The 14,671-nt window shown below is 51.8% G+C and carries 13 protein-coding genes; 7 read left to right on the forward strand and 6 right to left on the reverse strand.

The window, feature by feature from the left end; all coding sequences use genetic code 11:
• Window positions 1-15 precede the first annotated feature (15 nt).
• Window positions 16-1,548, forward strand: a complete 1,533-nt coding sequence (locus KNP03_RS04865; protein ID WP_214825977.1) for a methyl-accepting chemotaxis protein — start codon at window positions 16-18, stop codon at window positions 1,546-1,548.
• 59 nt (window positions 1,549-1,607) lie between these two features.
• Here KNP03_RS04865 and KNP03_RS04870 read toward each other — a convergent pair whose 3' ends face one another.
• Window positions 1,608-2,465 carry an SDR family oxidoreductase gene (locus KNP03_RS04870; RefSeq protein WP_214825979.1) on the reverse strand — a complete coding sequence of 286 codons (858 nt, stop codon included), beginning with the start codon at window positions 2,463-2,465 and terminating at the stop codon, window positions 1,608-1,610.
• A gap of 93 nt (window positions 2,466-2,558) precedes the next feature.
• Window positions 2,559-3,044, reverse strand: coding sequence for a DUF305 domain-containing protein (locus KNP03_RS04875; RefSeq protein ID WP_214825980.1), 486 nt, complete (start codon window positions 3,042-3,044; stop codon window positions 2,559-2,561).
• Window positions 3,045-3,459: 415 nt separating this feature from the next.
• On the opposite strand from KNP03_RS04875, the gene KNP03_RS04880 reads away from it, so the two are divergent.
• Both KNP03_RS04880 and KNP03_RS04885 read left to right on the forward strand, forming a co-directional pair.
• Complete coding sequence (locus KNP03_RS04880; RefSeq protein ID WP_214825982.1) at window positions 3,460-4,134, forward strand: response regulator transcription factor; 675 nt, start codon at window positions 3,460-3,462, stop codon at window positions 4,132-4,134.
• Window positions 4,131-5,537 carry a sensor histidine kinase gene (locus KNP03_RS04885; protein ID WP_214825984.1) on the forward strand — a complete coding sequence of 469 codons (1,407 nt, stop codon included), beginning with the start codon at window positions 4,131-4,133 and terminating at the stop codon, window positions 5,535-5,537. Before KNP03_RS04880 ends, KNP03_RS04885 begins: the two co-directional genes overlap by 4 nt.
• Window positions 5,538-5,615: 78 nt before the next feature.
• Here the strand turns inward: KNP03_RS04885 and KNP03_RS04890 are convergent, their stop codons facing one another.
• Together KNP03_RS04890 and KNP03_RS04895 are read right to left on the reverse strand one after the other, a co-directional pair.
• A complete protein-coding gene (locus KNP03_RS04890) occupies window positions 5,616-6,590 on the reverse strand; it encodes a F510_1955 family glycosylhydrolase (protein ID WP_214825986.1) in 975 nt (324 codons plus the stop codon).
• 58 nt (window positions 6,591-6,648) lie between these two features.
• The gene (locus KNP03_RS04895; RefSeq protein WP_214825988.1) at window positions 6,649-8,679 is read right to left on the reverse strand and encodes a heavy metal translocating P-type ATPase; all 2,031 of its coding nucleotides are present in this window, start codon (window positions 8,677-8,679) and stop codon (window positions 6,649-6,651) included.
• A 123-nt stretch (window positions 8,680-8,802) separates the two neighbouring features.
• Here KNP03_RS04895 and KNP03_RS04900 point away from each other — a divergent pair, with 123 nt between their 5' ends.
• The 4 genes from KNP03_RS04900 to KNP03_RS04915 all read left to right on the forward strand — a co-directional run bounded on the left by KNP03_RS04900 (window position 8,803) and on the right by KNP03_RS04915 (window position 13,055).
• The gene (locus tag KNP03_RS04900) at window positions 8,803-10,323 is read left to right on the forward strand and encodes a multicopper oxidase family protein (RefSeq protein ID WP_420827876.1); all 1,521 of its coding nucleotides are present in this window, start codon (window positions 8,803-8,805) and stop codon (window positions 10,321-10,323) included.
• Between the two features lie 152 nt (window positions 10,324-10,475).
• Window positions 10,476-11,645: a sensor histidine kinase gene (locus KNP03_RS04905; protein ID WP_214825990.1), complete on the forward strand. Its 1,170-nt coding sequence runs from the start codon at window positions 10,476-10,478 to the stop codon at window positions 11,643-11,645.
• Between the two features lie 89 nt (window positions 11,646-11,734).
• The gene (locus KNP03_RS04910) at window positions 11,735-11,878 is read left to right on the forward strand and encodes a hypothetical protein (protein WP_214825992.1); all 144 of its coding nucleotides are present in this window, start codon (window positions 11,735-11,737) and stop codon (window positions 11,876-11,878) included.
• An 88-nt stretch (window positions 11,879-11,966) separates the two neighbouring features.
• The gene (locus tag KNP03_RS04915; RefSeq protein ID WP_214825995.1) at window positions 11,967-13,055 is read left to right on the forward strand and encodes a GGDEF domain-containing protein; all 1,089 of its coding nucleotides are present in this window, start codon (window positions 11,967-11,969) and stop codon (window positions 13,053-13,055) included.
• Window positions 13,056-13,110: 55 nt separating this feature from the next.
• Here the strand turns inward: KNP03_RS04915 and KNP03_RS04920 are convergent, their stop codons facing one another.
• Window positions 13,111-14,202 carry an ABC transporter ATP-binding protein gene (locus KNP03_RS04920; protein ID WP_214825997.1) on the reverse strand — a complete coding sequence of 364 codons (1,092 nt, stop codon included), beginning with the start codon at window positions 14,200-14,202 and terminating at the stop codon, window positions 13,111-13,113.
• Window positions 14,199-14,375, reverse strand: a complete 177-nt coding sequence (locus KNP03_RS04925; protein ID WP_214825999.1) for a hypothetical protein — start codon at window positions 14,373-14,375, stop codon at window positions 14,199-14,201. Before KNP03_RS04925 ends, KNP03_RS04920 begins: the two co-directional genes overlap by 4 nt.
• Window positions 14,376-14,671 lie beyond the last annotated feature (296 nt).

Here is a 14,671-nt window from a genome sequence, read left to right on the forward strand (position 1 = left end):
TTGCGAGGAATGAACATGAGCTCTAACAAACGAAATTCATTGATGCTGTTGTCGACGTTTATTATGCTATTCACGTCGATCATCGTTCACGTGTTACACCGTTTCACCAATTTCGCTGACACCTATACCATCCTTCAAAACGGAGGGGACGGGTATGCCTACTCAGGTCTGACATGGGTGCTGTTCTTCATCCCGATCCTGTTCTACGGGTTCATGGTCGTCACGACGAAAAAGTGGACGCACACGTTCCCTTACTGGATGATGCTCACCCTCACGTTCACGAGCATCTCGACCATCGCCGGTGGACAGGGACTTGCGGAGTATCACTTCTCAATCTTTGTCGTCCTAGCCGTCTTATCCTACATGCGCCGCATGGATTTGATCATCATCAGTACGTCTATTTTTGTCGTCCAGCACTTGGCCGGTTATTTCCTGCTCCCTGAAATGATTTGCGGGACGAGCGACTATCCGTTCAGTTTGTTACTTATCCATGCGATGTACCTGCTGTTACTCTGCATCTCCATCGTCGCACAGATCAAGGTCCGCAATACGGAAACGGGTCGCGCGGAAGCACAAGAGGCGGAGACACGCTACTTGCTTCAACAGACGGTTGCTGACGCGAGCCGTCTCGTCTCATCATTGAAAGAGCATGCACATGAACTCGAGGCCGCTGCCAACCAGTCGCTCCAGTCCGGTGAACAGATTGCGGTCACGGTCGACCCAATCGTCGCCCACGCTTCGTCTCAACAGGAATCGATGGTCAAAGGCGCTGACGAGATCCAATCGATTCGTTCGCTCACTGCCCTCATCCAGGAACGGATGGCGCAAACCGCAGCCGCCTCTTCCCGCATCGCTAAAGATGCCAACGCCGGGAATGAAGATATGCGTCTCATGGAAGCGAAAGTGAATGAGATCATCGCCGAGTCCGAACAGCTTGAACAGGTCGTCGCCACGATGGTGAACCGCTCGACCGAGATCCAAGGCATCCTGCAACAAGTCGGCACGATCAGCGAACAGACGAACATGCTCGCTTTGAACGCATCCATCGAAGCAGCCCGTGCCGGGGAAGCCGGGCGCGGCTTCGCCGTCGTCGCAGCAGAGGTCGGGAAACTCGCTGCACAGTCGCGTGAATATGCGTCTGAGATGACACGTGTACTTGGCGGACTGATGGAAGACACGACAATCGTCTCGAAATCAGCCTCAACCTTCAAACAAGCGACAGAAAACTGTCAGACGGTATCCGAGGACGTGACCGCGGTCTTTGGTCGATTGAGCACTGACGTCGTCGAAATCGATGGTCAAATCTCATCGATTCAGGAGACACGCCACGCTGTCACGTCACAAATGGAGGCGCTCGAAACCCGTCTCGAATCGACGAAACATGCTGCGAACGAATTGCAACAACAAATTCATCACGTCGCCGCAGCCACGGAAGAACAAGTCGCCATCCAAAAAGAGCTCAGCTCGATGTCCGACCGTCTCGCCGCCACGGCGAACACGCTCGAAGACGTCACTGGGCAATTGGAAGAACGATCACAGGCGGAATAACACATCGGCAACACATGAAAAGACGATGAGCGCGCTCATCGTCTTTTTCGTTACTTTTTTCAGTCCTCGATCAATTGTCGAAGTGCCTCCCGGATCGGTGTGACCGGACGGCCGAGTACCGGTTCGAAGTCGCTGTCGCTTACTTCCAAAGTTCCTTGCCGGATACTCTTTTGAATCCCGACCACGAGCGGCAGCATCGATTCCGGGACCCCTGCCCCGCGCATCGTCTCCTCGTATGCTTCCAAATTCAACTCCTGGAACGGGACGTCGCGCCCAAGGACATCGCTCAGTGCATCGACCAGTTCCCGTTGCGTGAGGAGCGGGCCTGACAACTCGTAAACGGCGCTATCCTGCTGTTCTTTGAGCAGCACGTTCGCCGCTGCCTCGGCGTAGTCTTCCTGAAGTGCCCATCCGACTTTTCCATCACGGGCCGCTGTCACCCACGGCGCACCGGCGATGACACCCTGGATACTCGGTAACTCGTTTTCTAAGTACCAGTTGTTCCGAAGAAAGGCGTAAGGGATGCCCGACTCCTGAATCGCTTCTTCCGTGACGACATGAGGAGGCGCCATCAAATTTTCACTGTCCGTTGCGTCCGCGATACTCGTATAGGCGATAAACTGCACACCGGCACGTTTCGCCGCTTCGACCGCGTTCGTATGTTGGCGGACCCGGGTATCGTTGTCCCCGTCCGTCGAGATGATCAACAACCGCTCGACCCCGTCGAACGCTTTGTCGAGCGACTCCGGCTGATCGAAATCACCGTGCCGGACATCGACTCCCTTTTCCTTCAAGGCGTCCGCTTTTTCCGGGTCCCGGACGCTGACAGCGAGATCCTCGGGTGCGACGGAGAGCAATAACTTCTCTACAATTTTCGACCCGAGCTTCCCGGTCGCGCCGGTCACTAAATATTTCATTCGTTCATCCCCTTTGATCCATGATTGTACGTTTATTCCCGTTATCCTTCCTGCTATAACAAAAAACGTGCGGTCAAATGCCGCACGTCTCGCTTATTCTTCATTCTCCTCTTGCTCTTCTTTCGCCTCTTCTTTTTCTTCCAAATCTTTGATCAGTTGTTTCATCTCATCGATTTCGCGGCGTTGTGTCTCGATGATCCCGTCCGCCAACTCCCGGACACGCGGATCTTCGATTTGGGCACGTTCACTCGTCAAAATCGCAATCGAGTGATGGGGAATCATCGCTTTCATCCAACTGACATCGTCCACCGTCGTCTGGCTTCGAACGAGCCAAAGCGATACACTGAAGACAAGAACACTCGTTCCGAGGATGATGAAGTTGACCGTTTTATTTTTATACATGCCCCACATGAACAACAGCATGACGAACGCCATGACCGAACCCATGATGAGCGCCATGTAAAGGCGGGTTTGACTATAGAAAATATGACTGATTTGGAAAACGTTCAAATACATGAGCCAGTACATGAGAAATGTGGATACAAAAATCATAATCCCGAATTTACCGTAAGATTTCATCTAACTCCGTCCCTTCTGTTATGAGTCTAGAAGTTCTTTTACCGTTTTCATAACGGCTAAAACATGCGTGACTTACCTCACAATAGCTTCGGAGCGGGCTTTCACGTCTTTTTCACAATTGAAGGGTACACTGTCAGAATTGAGAAGAGATTTTAGAGAAGAAGGGCTGAATCCACAGAATAGGACGCAATGCACTGATACAACCTGCTTGCGCCTATACCGAATGAATCTAGAAGTGATGCTTCCATCACAGGGAAAACCACTAAAAAATATTTTTTTCTTTCTCGCTGTCTTTTTCGAGAACAGATACGGTCACGATGAGCAAGTTACGATTCATGTCCCTGTTCTCTGCGGCAGGAATTAAGAGAAATGACACGAACAAAAACGATAGGGAACCAAACGAGGAGGAACATATGTGAACATCCTGATTGTCGATGACGAGGAGAAGATGCGGCATTTGTTGCGCCTGTTTTTAGAAGGAGACGGGTATTCCTGCATCGAGGCAAGCAATGCCCCAACCGCGCTCGAAAAACTTTCAGAACGACCTGATTTAGTTATTGTCGATATTATGATGCCTGGAGTCGATGGCATCACGCTCTGCCAACAGTTAAAGACCCTTGACCCGGACTTACCGGTCGTCCTCTTAACTGCCCGGTCGGATAATGAGACGACAATCCGCGGACTCGATGCCGGAGCGGACGACTACGTAACCAAACCATTTGACGGAAATGTGCTGCTGGCCCGTATCCGTGCCGTCTTGCGCCGAAGCCGGGTGACGAGTGCCAGTTATGGACCTCTGCGTTATGACGAGGAGAGCGGCCGGGTCCTGTACGAGGAACACGAAATCGTGTTGACACCGAAAGCGACGGCAATTTTAAAGCTGTTCCTCCAGCACCCGAACCGGCTATTCAACCGGATGGATTTATACGATCTCGTTTGGCCTTATTCCGCTGAATCCGACCCACGTACGGTCGATGCCCACATCCGGATGATTCGGGATAAGCTCGGCGAAGCCGGTTTCCCGATTGATGACTATTTGAAGACGGTATGGGGCCGCGGCTATCGCTGGACCGAGGAGCGCTCCGGATGAAGGCGAGTCGTAACAGTCTTCCGTTCCGAATCAGCCTCATCTTCTTGTTGTCGACCTTACTGATTGAAGGAGTGCTCTTTTTATTGCTTTATCACACCTTGCTCGGGGAGCGCGTCGTCGAAGAAATTGATCGTCTCGAATCGCGGGCCGAGAGTCACGCAAGCGTCTTGAGCACGAGTTTTAATGCCGAGACGATCGGGCACGTTGCGAGAATGGAAAGCGAGACCGATACAAAAGTCGCCATCACCGGCCCGGATCAGGAAATCTTACGCACCTCCCGTCAGTTCCCGTCCGTCTTGAGCGGAATCGTGGACGCTAAAGCCGCCACCGGGGTGATGGATGAGACGACCGTCCTCGAGGAGGACTGGGAAAACGAGGCGTATCTGGCCGTGCGGACACCGATCGGTGAGACGGCGGGCACGCGTTACGGATATGTCTATATGTTCATGCCGACTGAAATCATTCACGGGATCAGTCACCGTCTCCAATTACGATTCATCTATATCACTGCGATTGCTCTCGTCACGACCATCCTGACGTTCATCCTGTTGAGCCGCTTGATTTCACGACCGATTCAATCACTCAAACAGGCGACCGAGCGGGTCCTGACCGACCCGGACAATCTCCAACTCCCGACGAACCGGGTCGACGAAATCGGTGAGCTCGCCCGGTCCATCGAATCCATGTCGACCGAGCTGTCACGTCTTCGAAAAGAACGGAATCAATTCCTGTCTGATTTGTCACACGAAATTAAGACCCCGCTCACCTATTTGCGCGGCTATGCAGAAATCGCCTCGAAAGCGAATACACCTGATGCATTGAAAGAACAGTCCATCCAGACGATTCTTGAAGAAAGCCGTGCCCTGACAGAACTCGTGGAGAACGCGTTTCAATTCGCCCAGCTCGATGAGAACACGTTTTTGTTGCAACGGGAAGAAGTCGACGTCGACACATTTTGTGCGGACGTCGGTCGCATGATGAGCACCATGTTCCGGATGACATCGATTCAATTCCAGCATCAGCCTACCGGTCAAAAGAACGGGTTGTCTCTTTCCTTGGACCGCCACCGCATGTTGCAAGTGTTTCGCTCGCTCGCACATAATGCCATCGAGCACAGTGAGGCCAAGCATGTGACGTTTTCTTCTAATGTCACAACCAATGAGCTCCGGTTGACGTTACGCGATGACGGGAAAGGAATCCCACCGGAAGATTTGCCTCACATCTTTGACCGTCTGTATCGCGTCGAGAAATCCCGTTCCCGTCAGACTGGCGGGAGTGGACTCGGGCTGGCCATCGCCGATCAAATCGTCCATCTCCATGACGGTTCGTTAAACGTCCAATCGGATAAGACCGGCACATCGTTCACCGTCAGCTTGCCACTCTTAAAATCGACACCAAACTGAAAAGACGAACGGAATCGTGCAAAACGCACCCGTTCGTCTTTTCACCGGACATCGCTCACTTCACGAGGGATGTCTGATTTATTTTATTTCACCTGCTTCTAACAACGGTTTCCACTTGTCATTCGCATACTCATAGACGCTGTTATCCGACGTCACAAGTAAAATCCGTTCGCCTTTAACGGCCACTTTAATCGGTACAGCACCTTCCGCCAATTCCGGGAGTTCGAAAGGCGTCGCCTTCTTCTCCTCGATATCGTAAAGGACCCCTTCAAACGATGCGTCCACTTTCCGAACGTAGGCAAGACGTCCCGCGTCGGCAGCGGCCGTCACGATCATTTCGTTTTCGATCAGCGGTTCAAACGTATCGCCGCCATCCGTCGATTCAATCATCCCCGAAGGACCATACATGAAGACACGTTCTTGCTCTGTCGCGTCCGCCACGATGCCTGCGAGCTGACGTCCGTCGACGCCATCCAACTTCATCGGTTCAAACGTCTCACCGCCATCGAATGAACGGTAGAAGCCTGCTTCGAGTTCACTCGTCGCCTCTTCTAAATACACATACAAGCTATCCGCTGCATATCCGGCGCTCATATAGTGGAAGTCCGCCTCACCTGCAAGAGACCGTTCCTCGAGAGTCGACCCGTGGTGTTGACCATGGATGACGCCCATCGGATTTTTAAAGTCTGTCCGTCGGTCCGGATGCCCGCTTCCATAGAACCCGCCTTCGACGAGTTCAAAGCCCATATAGTCGTGCCGGTTTTTCGTCAACACGTACCAGCCGTCCTCACGATGTTCCATCAGACCGGCATGCGTCGCGATGACCGGACGCGCATCTTCCTGCCAAAAGCCGGCCCCGTGGATATGCGAAACGGTCTCCTCCCCCTTCAGGAGTTGCCAGTTGTCCTCTTCTGCCTGATTTGTCTGTTCAGCTTGATTTTCAGATTGCGATTCTGACACATCCTCCGATTGCTCGACGTTCGTCTCGTCTGCAGCGCACGCGGCGAGCAAGAGCGGTGTCATGAGCAACGGTATGATCACTTTATGTTTCATCTTAATCCCTCCATCTATGCCATCCATCCTAGCATATTTGGTAAAGGTGAAAAAGTTGTTAAATCCGGAGCATTCGCGCGTTGATTGCGACAATGACCGTACTGAGACTCATGAGCACCGCCCCGATGGCAGGCGAGAGGATGATGCCGAACGGAGCCAAGACCCCGGCGGCGAGTGGAATCGCCACGATGTTGTAGCCCGCTGCCCACCATAGGTTCTGCACCATTTTTCTATACGTGTTTTTTGACAGGTCCAGGATGGACAGTACGTCTTTCGGATTGCTCTGGACGAGGACGATGTCCGCAGTCTCAACCGCCACGTCTGTCCCGCTTCCGATCGCAATCCCGACGTCCGCCTGCGCGAGGGCTGGCGCGTCGTTGATCCCGTCCCCGACCATCGCGACTTTGCTTCCGTCCGCTTGCACATCTTTCACTTGATTGGCTTTGTCGTCCGGCAACACTTCTGCATACACATCGTCGATGCCGAGTTGTTCCGCGACCCAGTGTGCGACTTTTTGATTGTCCCCGGTCAACATGATCGAGCGCACCCCGCGTTCACGAAGTGCTTCGACGGTTTCTTTCGCCTCCTCACGCACCATGTCGGCCAAGGCAATCATGCCGACCCATTCCCCGTCTTTCAAGACGAAGACGACCGTCTTCCCTTCTTCTGAAAGCTTCGCGAACGTCTCTTCATCGATATCAATCCCGTTGTCACGGATATGGCGGGGACTGACAACTTGAACATGTGCCCCCTCTACCTTCCCTTCTAATCCGACACCCGTCATCGACCCGAAGTCGTCCACCTCTGACAGTTTCAGCTCCCGTTTTTCTGCTTCACGCAATACACCCCGGGCAAGGGGATGTTGTGATTCTGTCTCGATCGATGCCGCAAGATGCAATACCTCTTCTTCTGAATAGGATGCACTCGGATAAACATCCGTGACACCGAAGTCTCCTTGGGTCAACGTCCCGGTCTTATCAAAGATGACCGCGTTCAGGCGACGGGCTTCTTCAAACTGTGTCCGGTTGCGGATCAAGAGTCCCTGCTTCGCTGAAAGTGCGGTCGATACCGCCACGACGAGCGGAGAAGCAAGCCCCAGGGCGTGCGGACACGAGATGACCATGACCGTCACCATCCGCTCGACAGCGGTCCCAACAGAATAGCCGAGAAGGAACCAAATGATGAACGTGATGACACCTGCTCCTACGGCGATATAGAACAAATATTTGGCAGCCCGATCGGCGAATCCTTGGGCGCGTGATTTCGATTGTTGGGCCTCACTCACCAACTCGATGACTTTCGAGAGATACGTGCTGTCTCCGGTTCCGGTCGTTTCAATCGTCATACTTCCTTCCTGATTGATGGACCCGGCGATGACTTCCTCCCCCTCATTCTTTTCAACCGGCACCGACTCCCCTGTCAACATCGACTCGTCAATCGTCGACCGTCCTTTGATGATGGTCCCGTCGACCGGCACTTGTTCTCCCGGTTTGACGAGGATGCGGTCGCCTTCTTTCAACTCAGACACCGGTACGTCTTCTGTCTTGTCTCCGTCGATGCGGTGTGCCTCACTCGGTAACAGCTTGACGAGTTGTTCCAGCGCATTCGAGGCTCCCATGACCGAACGCATCTCAATCCAGTGCCCGAGGAGCATGATGACAATCAAGCTAGCCAACTCCCAAAAGAAGTCATGTCCACTGCCATATCCAAAGACGACAGCGACGCTGTAAAAGTAAGCAACACTGATGGCCAGACCGATCAGCATCATCATACCCGGATTCTTGTCCCTCAGCTCGTCCAGACTTCCTTTTAAGAACGGCCAACCTCCGTACACGTAAACAATCGTTGCCAACACGAATAGGATCGTCTTTTCATAGGCGAAGTCCAGCTCAAAACCGAACCACTCCTGAATCATATCGGACAAAATCAGAATCGGAATCATCAATCCGACGGAGACGAAGAATCGCCGTTTGAAGTCCTCGATCATATGCTCATGATCATGATGTCCGTGATGTCCGCCTTGACGGTGATCCTGATGATGTGATTCTTGTGTCTCTTCATGATGTTCGTGGTGATGTGCCTGTTCCATTCCCATCTCCTCCTTATAGAGACGTTTGTACCCCTATCCCGTATATCATGAAACGGATTTTGACTTTCATGTTTCTTTCACAATTACGTGGTAAATGTAGAATGAAGTCTGATTTACGAAGGAGTGTTTCGATTGAGAAAAGGAGCGATTTGGCTCATCGTGACGGGGGTTTTGATTGGCATCATCCTCGTGCTCATGTTATTACTTTTCAATGGGAGATTTCATTTTGGTCCGATGAACCATATGATGGAGAACGGGTCGTTTGATGAAAATATGAACGGAAACATGATGGACGATTTTGGTTTTATGGGGGACGGGTCGAGCTCCGCGCTCTCCTCGTCCGATGAACCCGAGCAAGCACTCCCGATTCCGAACCGATTAAAAGCTGACCGGGTCACGGACGGCGCGGTTTATTACACGCTGGAAGCGAACGAAGGCACGCACCAATTCTTCCGAAGCGGAAAACCCTCTGAGACTCTCGGTTACAATGGAGATTTGCTCGGGCCGATGATTGAGTTGCCGACAGGAAAAACTGTCTATATCGATACGGTGAACCGGTTGAAGGAGGAGACCTCTTTCCACTGGCATGGATTAGTTGTTCCAGGCGAGATGGACGGGGGACCCCATCAACGTGTGGCATCAGGTGAACAGGCACGGGTCAAAATCGACGTCAATCAAGACCCGGGGACCCTTTGGTTCCACCCCCATCCGATGGGGGCAACCGCCGAACAGGTATATAAAGGGCTGGCCGGTCTCCTTTATGTGACCGACCCGAAGACAGAGGGTGCACTCCCCCATGAGTACGGAGTCGATGACATTCCTCTCATTGTACAAGACCGTTTATTCACGAAAGATGGACAGCTCGATTACGATGCACAGATGAATGTAGACGGTACAGTAGGCGACACGCTCCTCGCGAACGGGGCCATCAACACGACATTTGACGTGACGACCGAAACGTTACGCGTCCGGCTCGTCAACGGATCGAATGCCCGCAAATTTTCATTTTCGCTATCAAACGGACAATCCTTCACCCAAATCGCAACAGATGGCGGGCTGTTGGATGAACCGGTGCAGCTTGATACGTTAACGCTTACCCCTGGAGAACGGGCTGAACTCTTACTCGATTTCTCTGATCAACAAACCGGGGACACGGTTGCAATCGAAGCAAACGGAGTCGCCTTCACAACATTCAACATCGGGGACCTGACCCAACAACCGGTCAACCTGAGATCGAAGACTCCTGCCGAGGACCAACCTTCCGTCAAAGCGGACCGGCAATTGACCTTGTTCGGGATGGGACACATGGTGAGCATCGATGGGAAAACGTATGATCCGGACCGGATCGACATTTCGGTCAAGCAAGGAAGCACCGAGGTATGGGAAATCTACAACCGGAAAGATATGATGGGCGGGATGACTCATCCGTTCCATATCCACGGGGTACAATTCCGGATCCTCAGCCGGGATGGTCAACCGCCTGCTGATAACGAACGCGGATGGAAAGACACGGTCGCCGTCGAACCGGGCGAGAAAGTCAAAATTGAAATGACCTTCACTGAACCCGGTCTCTTTATGTACCACTGCCATATTCTTGAACACGAAGAAAATGGTATGATGGGTCAACTTCTTGTCAATCCGTAAAAATCAGGCATGCTGTCTTCCAGCATGCTTTTTGTGCGTTTGTCCCGAATACGACACTTTTTTCATAGGACCTTCGCCCATGTAGGGAATTCTGCCCGAATAGCGTATACTAGATGTGAAGGACTATACATGTTCAGAAGGGAGGTCATTCGATGAGTCGCAGACGACCTACGCCAATTGGAAAACGGCTCGCCCGGCAGAAAAAATCTGCCCGGCAGAAGCGAGCACCGCGCGCTTTTTCAATCGCGTCGATTGTAGAAGAGGTACAGGATGCCGTGTGCTACATCGATTTTGCCCGCCATCAACTTTATACGAACCACCACCTTCGCAGACTCTGTCCATCGATGAAAACGCAGCGTTTCGCCAATACGGAAACGATGATGCATTTTTTCTTTGAGGCATTCGCTCGCCACAACGCCGATTCAACACAGGTCGCTCACTTGCTTGAGGAGTTGCTTGAAAATGAATCCGGTCACTACCCAAGCATGACGTCACGTCGCCTGCACTTGAAAGACCGGACGTTCCAGCTCATCTTCAACTTCACGCGCACGCCACGAGGTGTCTTCATCATGTGGCGTGACCAGACGGATGCCGTTCGATTTGAAGAGCGAAAGGATTCGTTCCTCGCCGAACTGTCCCATGACTTCCGCACCCCGCTCACCGCGATCAACGGGTATACCGAGCTGTTGATGTCCAACCATGACGGGGACGAGAAGACGTACAACATGCTGGCACACGTCAAGCATGAGGCCGAACGGTTAGAGCGGCTCGTCGATAACTTCCTTGACTATCAAAAGGTCAGCTATTCGGCTGAACAGCTGACCGTGACGACGTTCCCGGTTCAACCCGTGCTCGAAGACGTCACCGAGAGCTACCAAACGACTTCTCCTCAACACGAAGTGACGTGGGAAGCACCGGATGTGACCGTCGAGGCAGACGAAGAAAAGTTCCGGCAGATGCTCCACAACTTAATTGGCAATGCCATCAAGTACTCACCAAAAGGCGGCACCGTCCATACACGGGTACATGAAGCGGACGGAACACTGGTGTTGTCGGTTCAAGACTCCGGAATCGGGATCCCGGCCGATGCCCTCCCCCACGTATTCGATGAATACTACCGGGTCGACTCCGATGCCCATCGTCCGATCAAAGGTACCGGGCTCGGGCTACGCATTTGTAAACGGATCGCTGAAGCTCACGGATGGGGGATTCATGCTGATTCCGTCTACGGGGAAGGTACAAAGTTTTCGATTGAGCTCCACACAAGACCTTCGATTTTGGCTTCTGAAAAAGAAATCTATGAAAACAGGTTTGGTTCATGAGGACCAAACCTGTTTTGTGGAGTCGGTTACGCTACATTTGAGAGAGGGAATAGGCGAATGTGAATAAGGAAACGGAAAGGGTGAAAGTGATGAAACAACGAGGTTATTTAGCCGTACCGGTCGCCGTCGTGTTCGCAGTCATCTTCGGTTTGACACTCGACAACTGGTGGCTCGGCGTCGGCATCGGACTTGCGATGTTTTTTGCGTTTCGCGGAACGAAGAAAAAAGCGTAATAAATCACTGTTTTTTGGCAATAATGAATTGACATTTTTTTGAAGCCTGATACCGTTAGAGTATAGTTCACTAAAAGGTTGTGAAAGCATGACGGTTACCGCTTTACTCTTTAACGCTTGTATCGCATTTACCGGGTTTTACATCATCTCGAAAATCTATCATTCCGACCTGTTTTACTCAGCTGGCGCACGCGGAATGCTGAACGGTCTTCTGGCGGGAGGACTTGGGCTTTTTCTCATGTACAATGCAGTTGAAGTCAATACGACGATGCGGGTTGATTTACGTTACTTACCCCTCATTTTATTGGCGTTTTACGGAGAACGGCGTCCATTGATGTTGGCGACGTCGATCATCGCCAGCACACGCTTCTTGTTTGGCGTGAACAAGGAAGCCGCACTCGCCTTTGTCGCGACGTTCCTTCTCAGTCTCGGCATGGTATGGTTGCACCAACGCTTCAAAGAGAGGCTTTTCTTACAGAGCATCGTCTTGAATGTGTGGGCCCTTTTCGTCATCTCGGTTGTCGTCTGGATCAACATCGGTTGGAGTCCGATCTATGGCTCCCTCATGTTTCCGATGTGGACGGTCGGGCTCCTCGTCGGGACGCTCTCCAGTGTGTTGACACTCGATCTAGAACGTACGACACGACGGGCCATCGAATATAAACAATCGTCCGAGCGCGACCATTTGACCGGCCTGTTCAACCGCCGGGTCTGGGATCGCCGTACCGAGTCCCTCGAAGAGGAGAGCCGTACATATAACGTACTTGCTATCGATATCGATCATTTCAAGCATGTGAACGATACGTATGGACACGGGAACGGAGACCTTGTCCTCCAACAGTTCGCCGAGATTTTAAAGGCCGAGACGCGAGTCCATGACACGGTCGCACGCATCGGCGGCGAAGAGTTTGTCATCCTCATGTACGATTTGACACCGGACAAAGTTGATCAAGTCGCGAACCGGATTCGGGAACGGATTGCGGCTGCCGTCTTCTTCTTGAACGATTTCCCGCCAATTCACATCACGGCTTCCGTCGGCGTCTCTCACGGCACCGCCCTTCCCATCAAACGGATGGTCGATGTCGCGGACTCCGCATTATATCAAGCCAAACGAAATGGCCGAAACCGTGTCGTCATCTCTAAAGTCGACTCGCGTCCACTCGTGCCCTGTACATAATTGATCCCGCCAAGGCGCTGTCCTGGCGGGATTTGACGTATACGCTTCTATGGGCTCAATGAGTGAATTCAAGTAAATCGAATAGTCTCTGACGCGGGTTCTCCAGTCGTTCACCCTCCTCATCAAACCATGTCATGTGACACGCCAGGACATGACAACCGACTTTTTCCCCAATCGATAGTGGCCATTCCCCTGTCCATCTCGCCTTCCACTCATCCTCCCCGATTGGGAAGGTCAGGACGGTTTCAGCCCCAAAGATTTCAATCCGCTTGATTATCGCATAAAACGTCACTTCATCACCGGCAGGTTGGATATGTTCCGGTCGAATCCCTAAAATGGCTTTTCGTTTTTCCGTTTTCGTGTTCATCGGAAAGAAACGACCATCTGTAGTCGTCCATCCCCGATTGTTCCGGGTGACAGCAGCCAGATTCATCGGTGGCGACCCTAACCAGGAAGCCACGACAATGTTCGACGGTCGATTATATATTTCTAACGGTTTTCCGACTTGTTGAATCTTCCCTTTGTTCAGAATCATCACCCGATCGGCCAACATCACTTCTTGTTCATTCTTCGTTGCATGAATCAAAGTGATCCCCTGCTGTCTCTGCCACTCCCGAATCTTGCGAAAGATACGCAATCGCTGTGACAAATCAACGCGCGTGAGTGGCTCATCCACTATAAAAATTGATGATTCATTCATGAATAGTTTCGCCAACATGACACGTTGACGCTCCCCTGATGAAAGTTGCCCCACTCTTTTTTTAAGTAAATCCTCCTCAAGTTCAAGCAACTGCTTGACCTTTCGAAATCGATGCTGCCGTTCTCCCGCAAAAGCTTCCTCTTTGGATCTGCTCCCCATGAGATATCGCTGTACGCTGAAGAAGTGAGCGAGCGGTTCGATTCGATTCAGGATGGGCAAGGTCCGTTCTTTCGCACCCAGTCGGTTCGTCGCCACGCCATTCATGCGAATCACCCCACTCGACACAAGCTCCTTGCCAGCTATCAATTTCAGCAACGTACTTTTTCCCGCATTGGAAGGTCCTGTGACGACCACGTATTCCCCTGCCTCAATCGTACTGGTGAAATCACGAACGACTTCCTCTTGCCGATACGATTTGGATACATGCTGTAATTGGAGGGAGGTCATGTCTGCTTCTCAAACGAACATTCCCCCTGCGACACTTGGAAAGCGTCCGAGAACGTCGGGTCTGTAAGAATCGGTTGAACGATGACCTGATGCGCAATAATCGGGAAAGTCACAGGTTCAATTGAGAGACGCTCTTCCTGAAGGGATGTGGTGTTTTCGGTCTTGTTGTTCACGTTCATTCATCCTTTCTGAAAAAAAAGGACCAACCGAAACGAGACGTCATCGACGTACGGGCTTCTGTTGATCACTCAAAGGTTCTACACGATGATGTACGATTGTGAGGGGGTCTCACACGTTCTATACTAAGGTTTATTTGTTAAATGACCATGAAGGAACAGATAAGTTTCGTAAATCCCACGTAAAAAACCGATTCATCGTGAATCGGCCTTAGATTGAATAGTATTCGAATTCGTCAACATGAGCTGAAGCTCCGCTACTCCTTATGATGAAATATGCTACAATCAGTCTA

The sequence above is a fragment of the Exiguobacterium algae genome, from assembly GCF_018617875.1.
In the GTDB taxonomy this organism is placed as follows: domain Bacteria; phylum Bacillota; class Bacilli; order Exiguobacteriales; family Exiguobacteriaceae; genus Exiguobacterium; species Exiguobacterium algae.

What these genes read in the sequence shown, in the direction of transcription:
- KNP03_RS04865 (WP_214825977.1), top strand. Translation starts at nt 16, where the DNA reads ATGAGCTCTAACAAACGAAATTCATTGATGCTGTTGTCGACGTTTATT.
- KNP03_RS04870 (WP_214825979.1), bottom strand. Translation starts at nt 2,465, where the DNA reads ATGAAATATTTAGTGACCGGCGCGACCGGGAAGCTCGGGTCGAAAATT.
- KNP03_RS04875 (WP_214825980.1), bottom strand. Translation starts at nt 3,044, where the DNA reads ATGAAATCTTACGGTAAATTCGGGATTATGATTTTTGTATCCACATTT.
- KNP03_RS04885 (WP_214825984.1), top strand. Translation starts at nt 4,131, where the DNA reads ATGAAGGCGAGTCGTAACAGTCTTCCGTTCCGAATCAGCCTCATCTTC.
- KNP03_RS04890 (WP_214825986.1), bottom strand. Translation starts at nt 6,590, where the DNA reads ATGAAACATAAAGTGATCATACCGTTGCTCATGACACCGCTCTTGCTC.
- KNP03_RS04895 (WP_214825988.1), bottom strand. Translation starts at nt 8,679, where the DNA reads ATGGAACAGGCACATCACCACGAACATCATGAAGAGACACAAGAATCA.
- KNP03_RS04905 (WP_214825990.1), top strand. Translation starts at nt 10,476, where the DNA reads ATGAGTCGCAGACGACCTACGCCAATTGGAAAACGGCTCGCCCGGCAG.
- KNP03_RS04910 (WP_214825992.1), top strand. Translation starts at nt 11,735, where the DNA reads ATGAAACAACGAGGTTATTTAGCCGTACCGGTCGCCGTCGTGTTCGCA.
- KNP03_RS04915 (WP_214825995.1), top strand. Translation starts at nt 11,967, where the DNA reads ATGACGGTTACCGCTTTACTCTTTAACGCTTGTATCGCATTTACCGGG.
- KNP03_RS04920 (WP_214825997.1), bottom strand. Translation starts at nt 14,202, where the DNA reads ATGACCTCCCTCCAATTACAGCATGTATCCAAATCGTATCGGCAAGAG.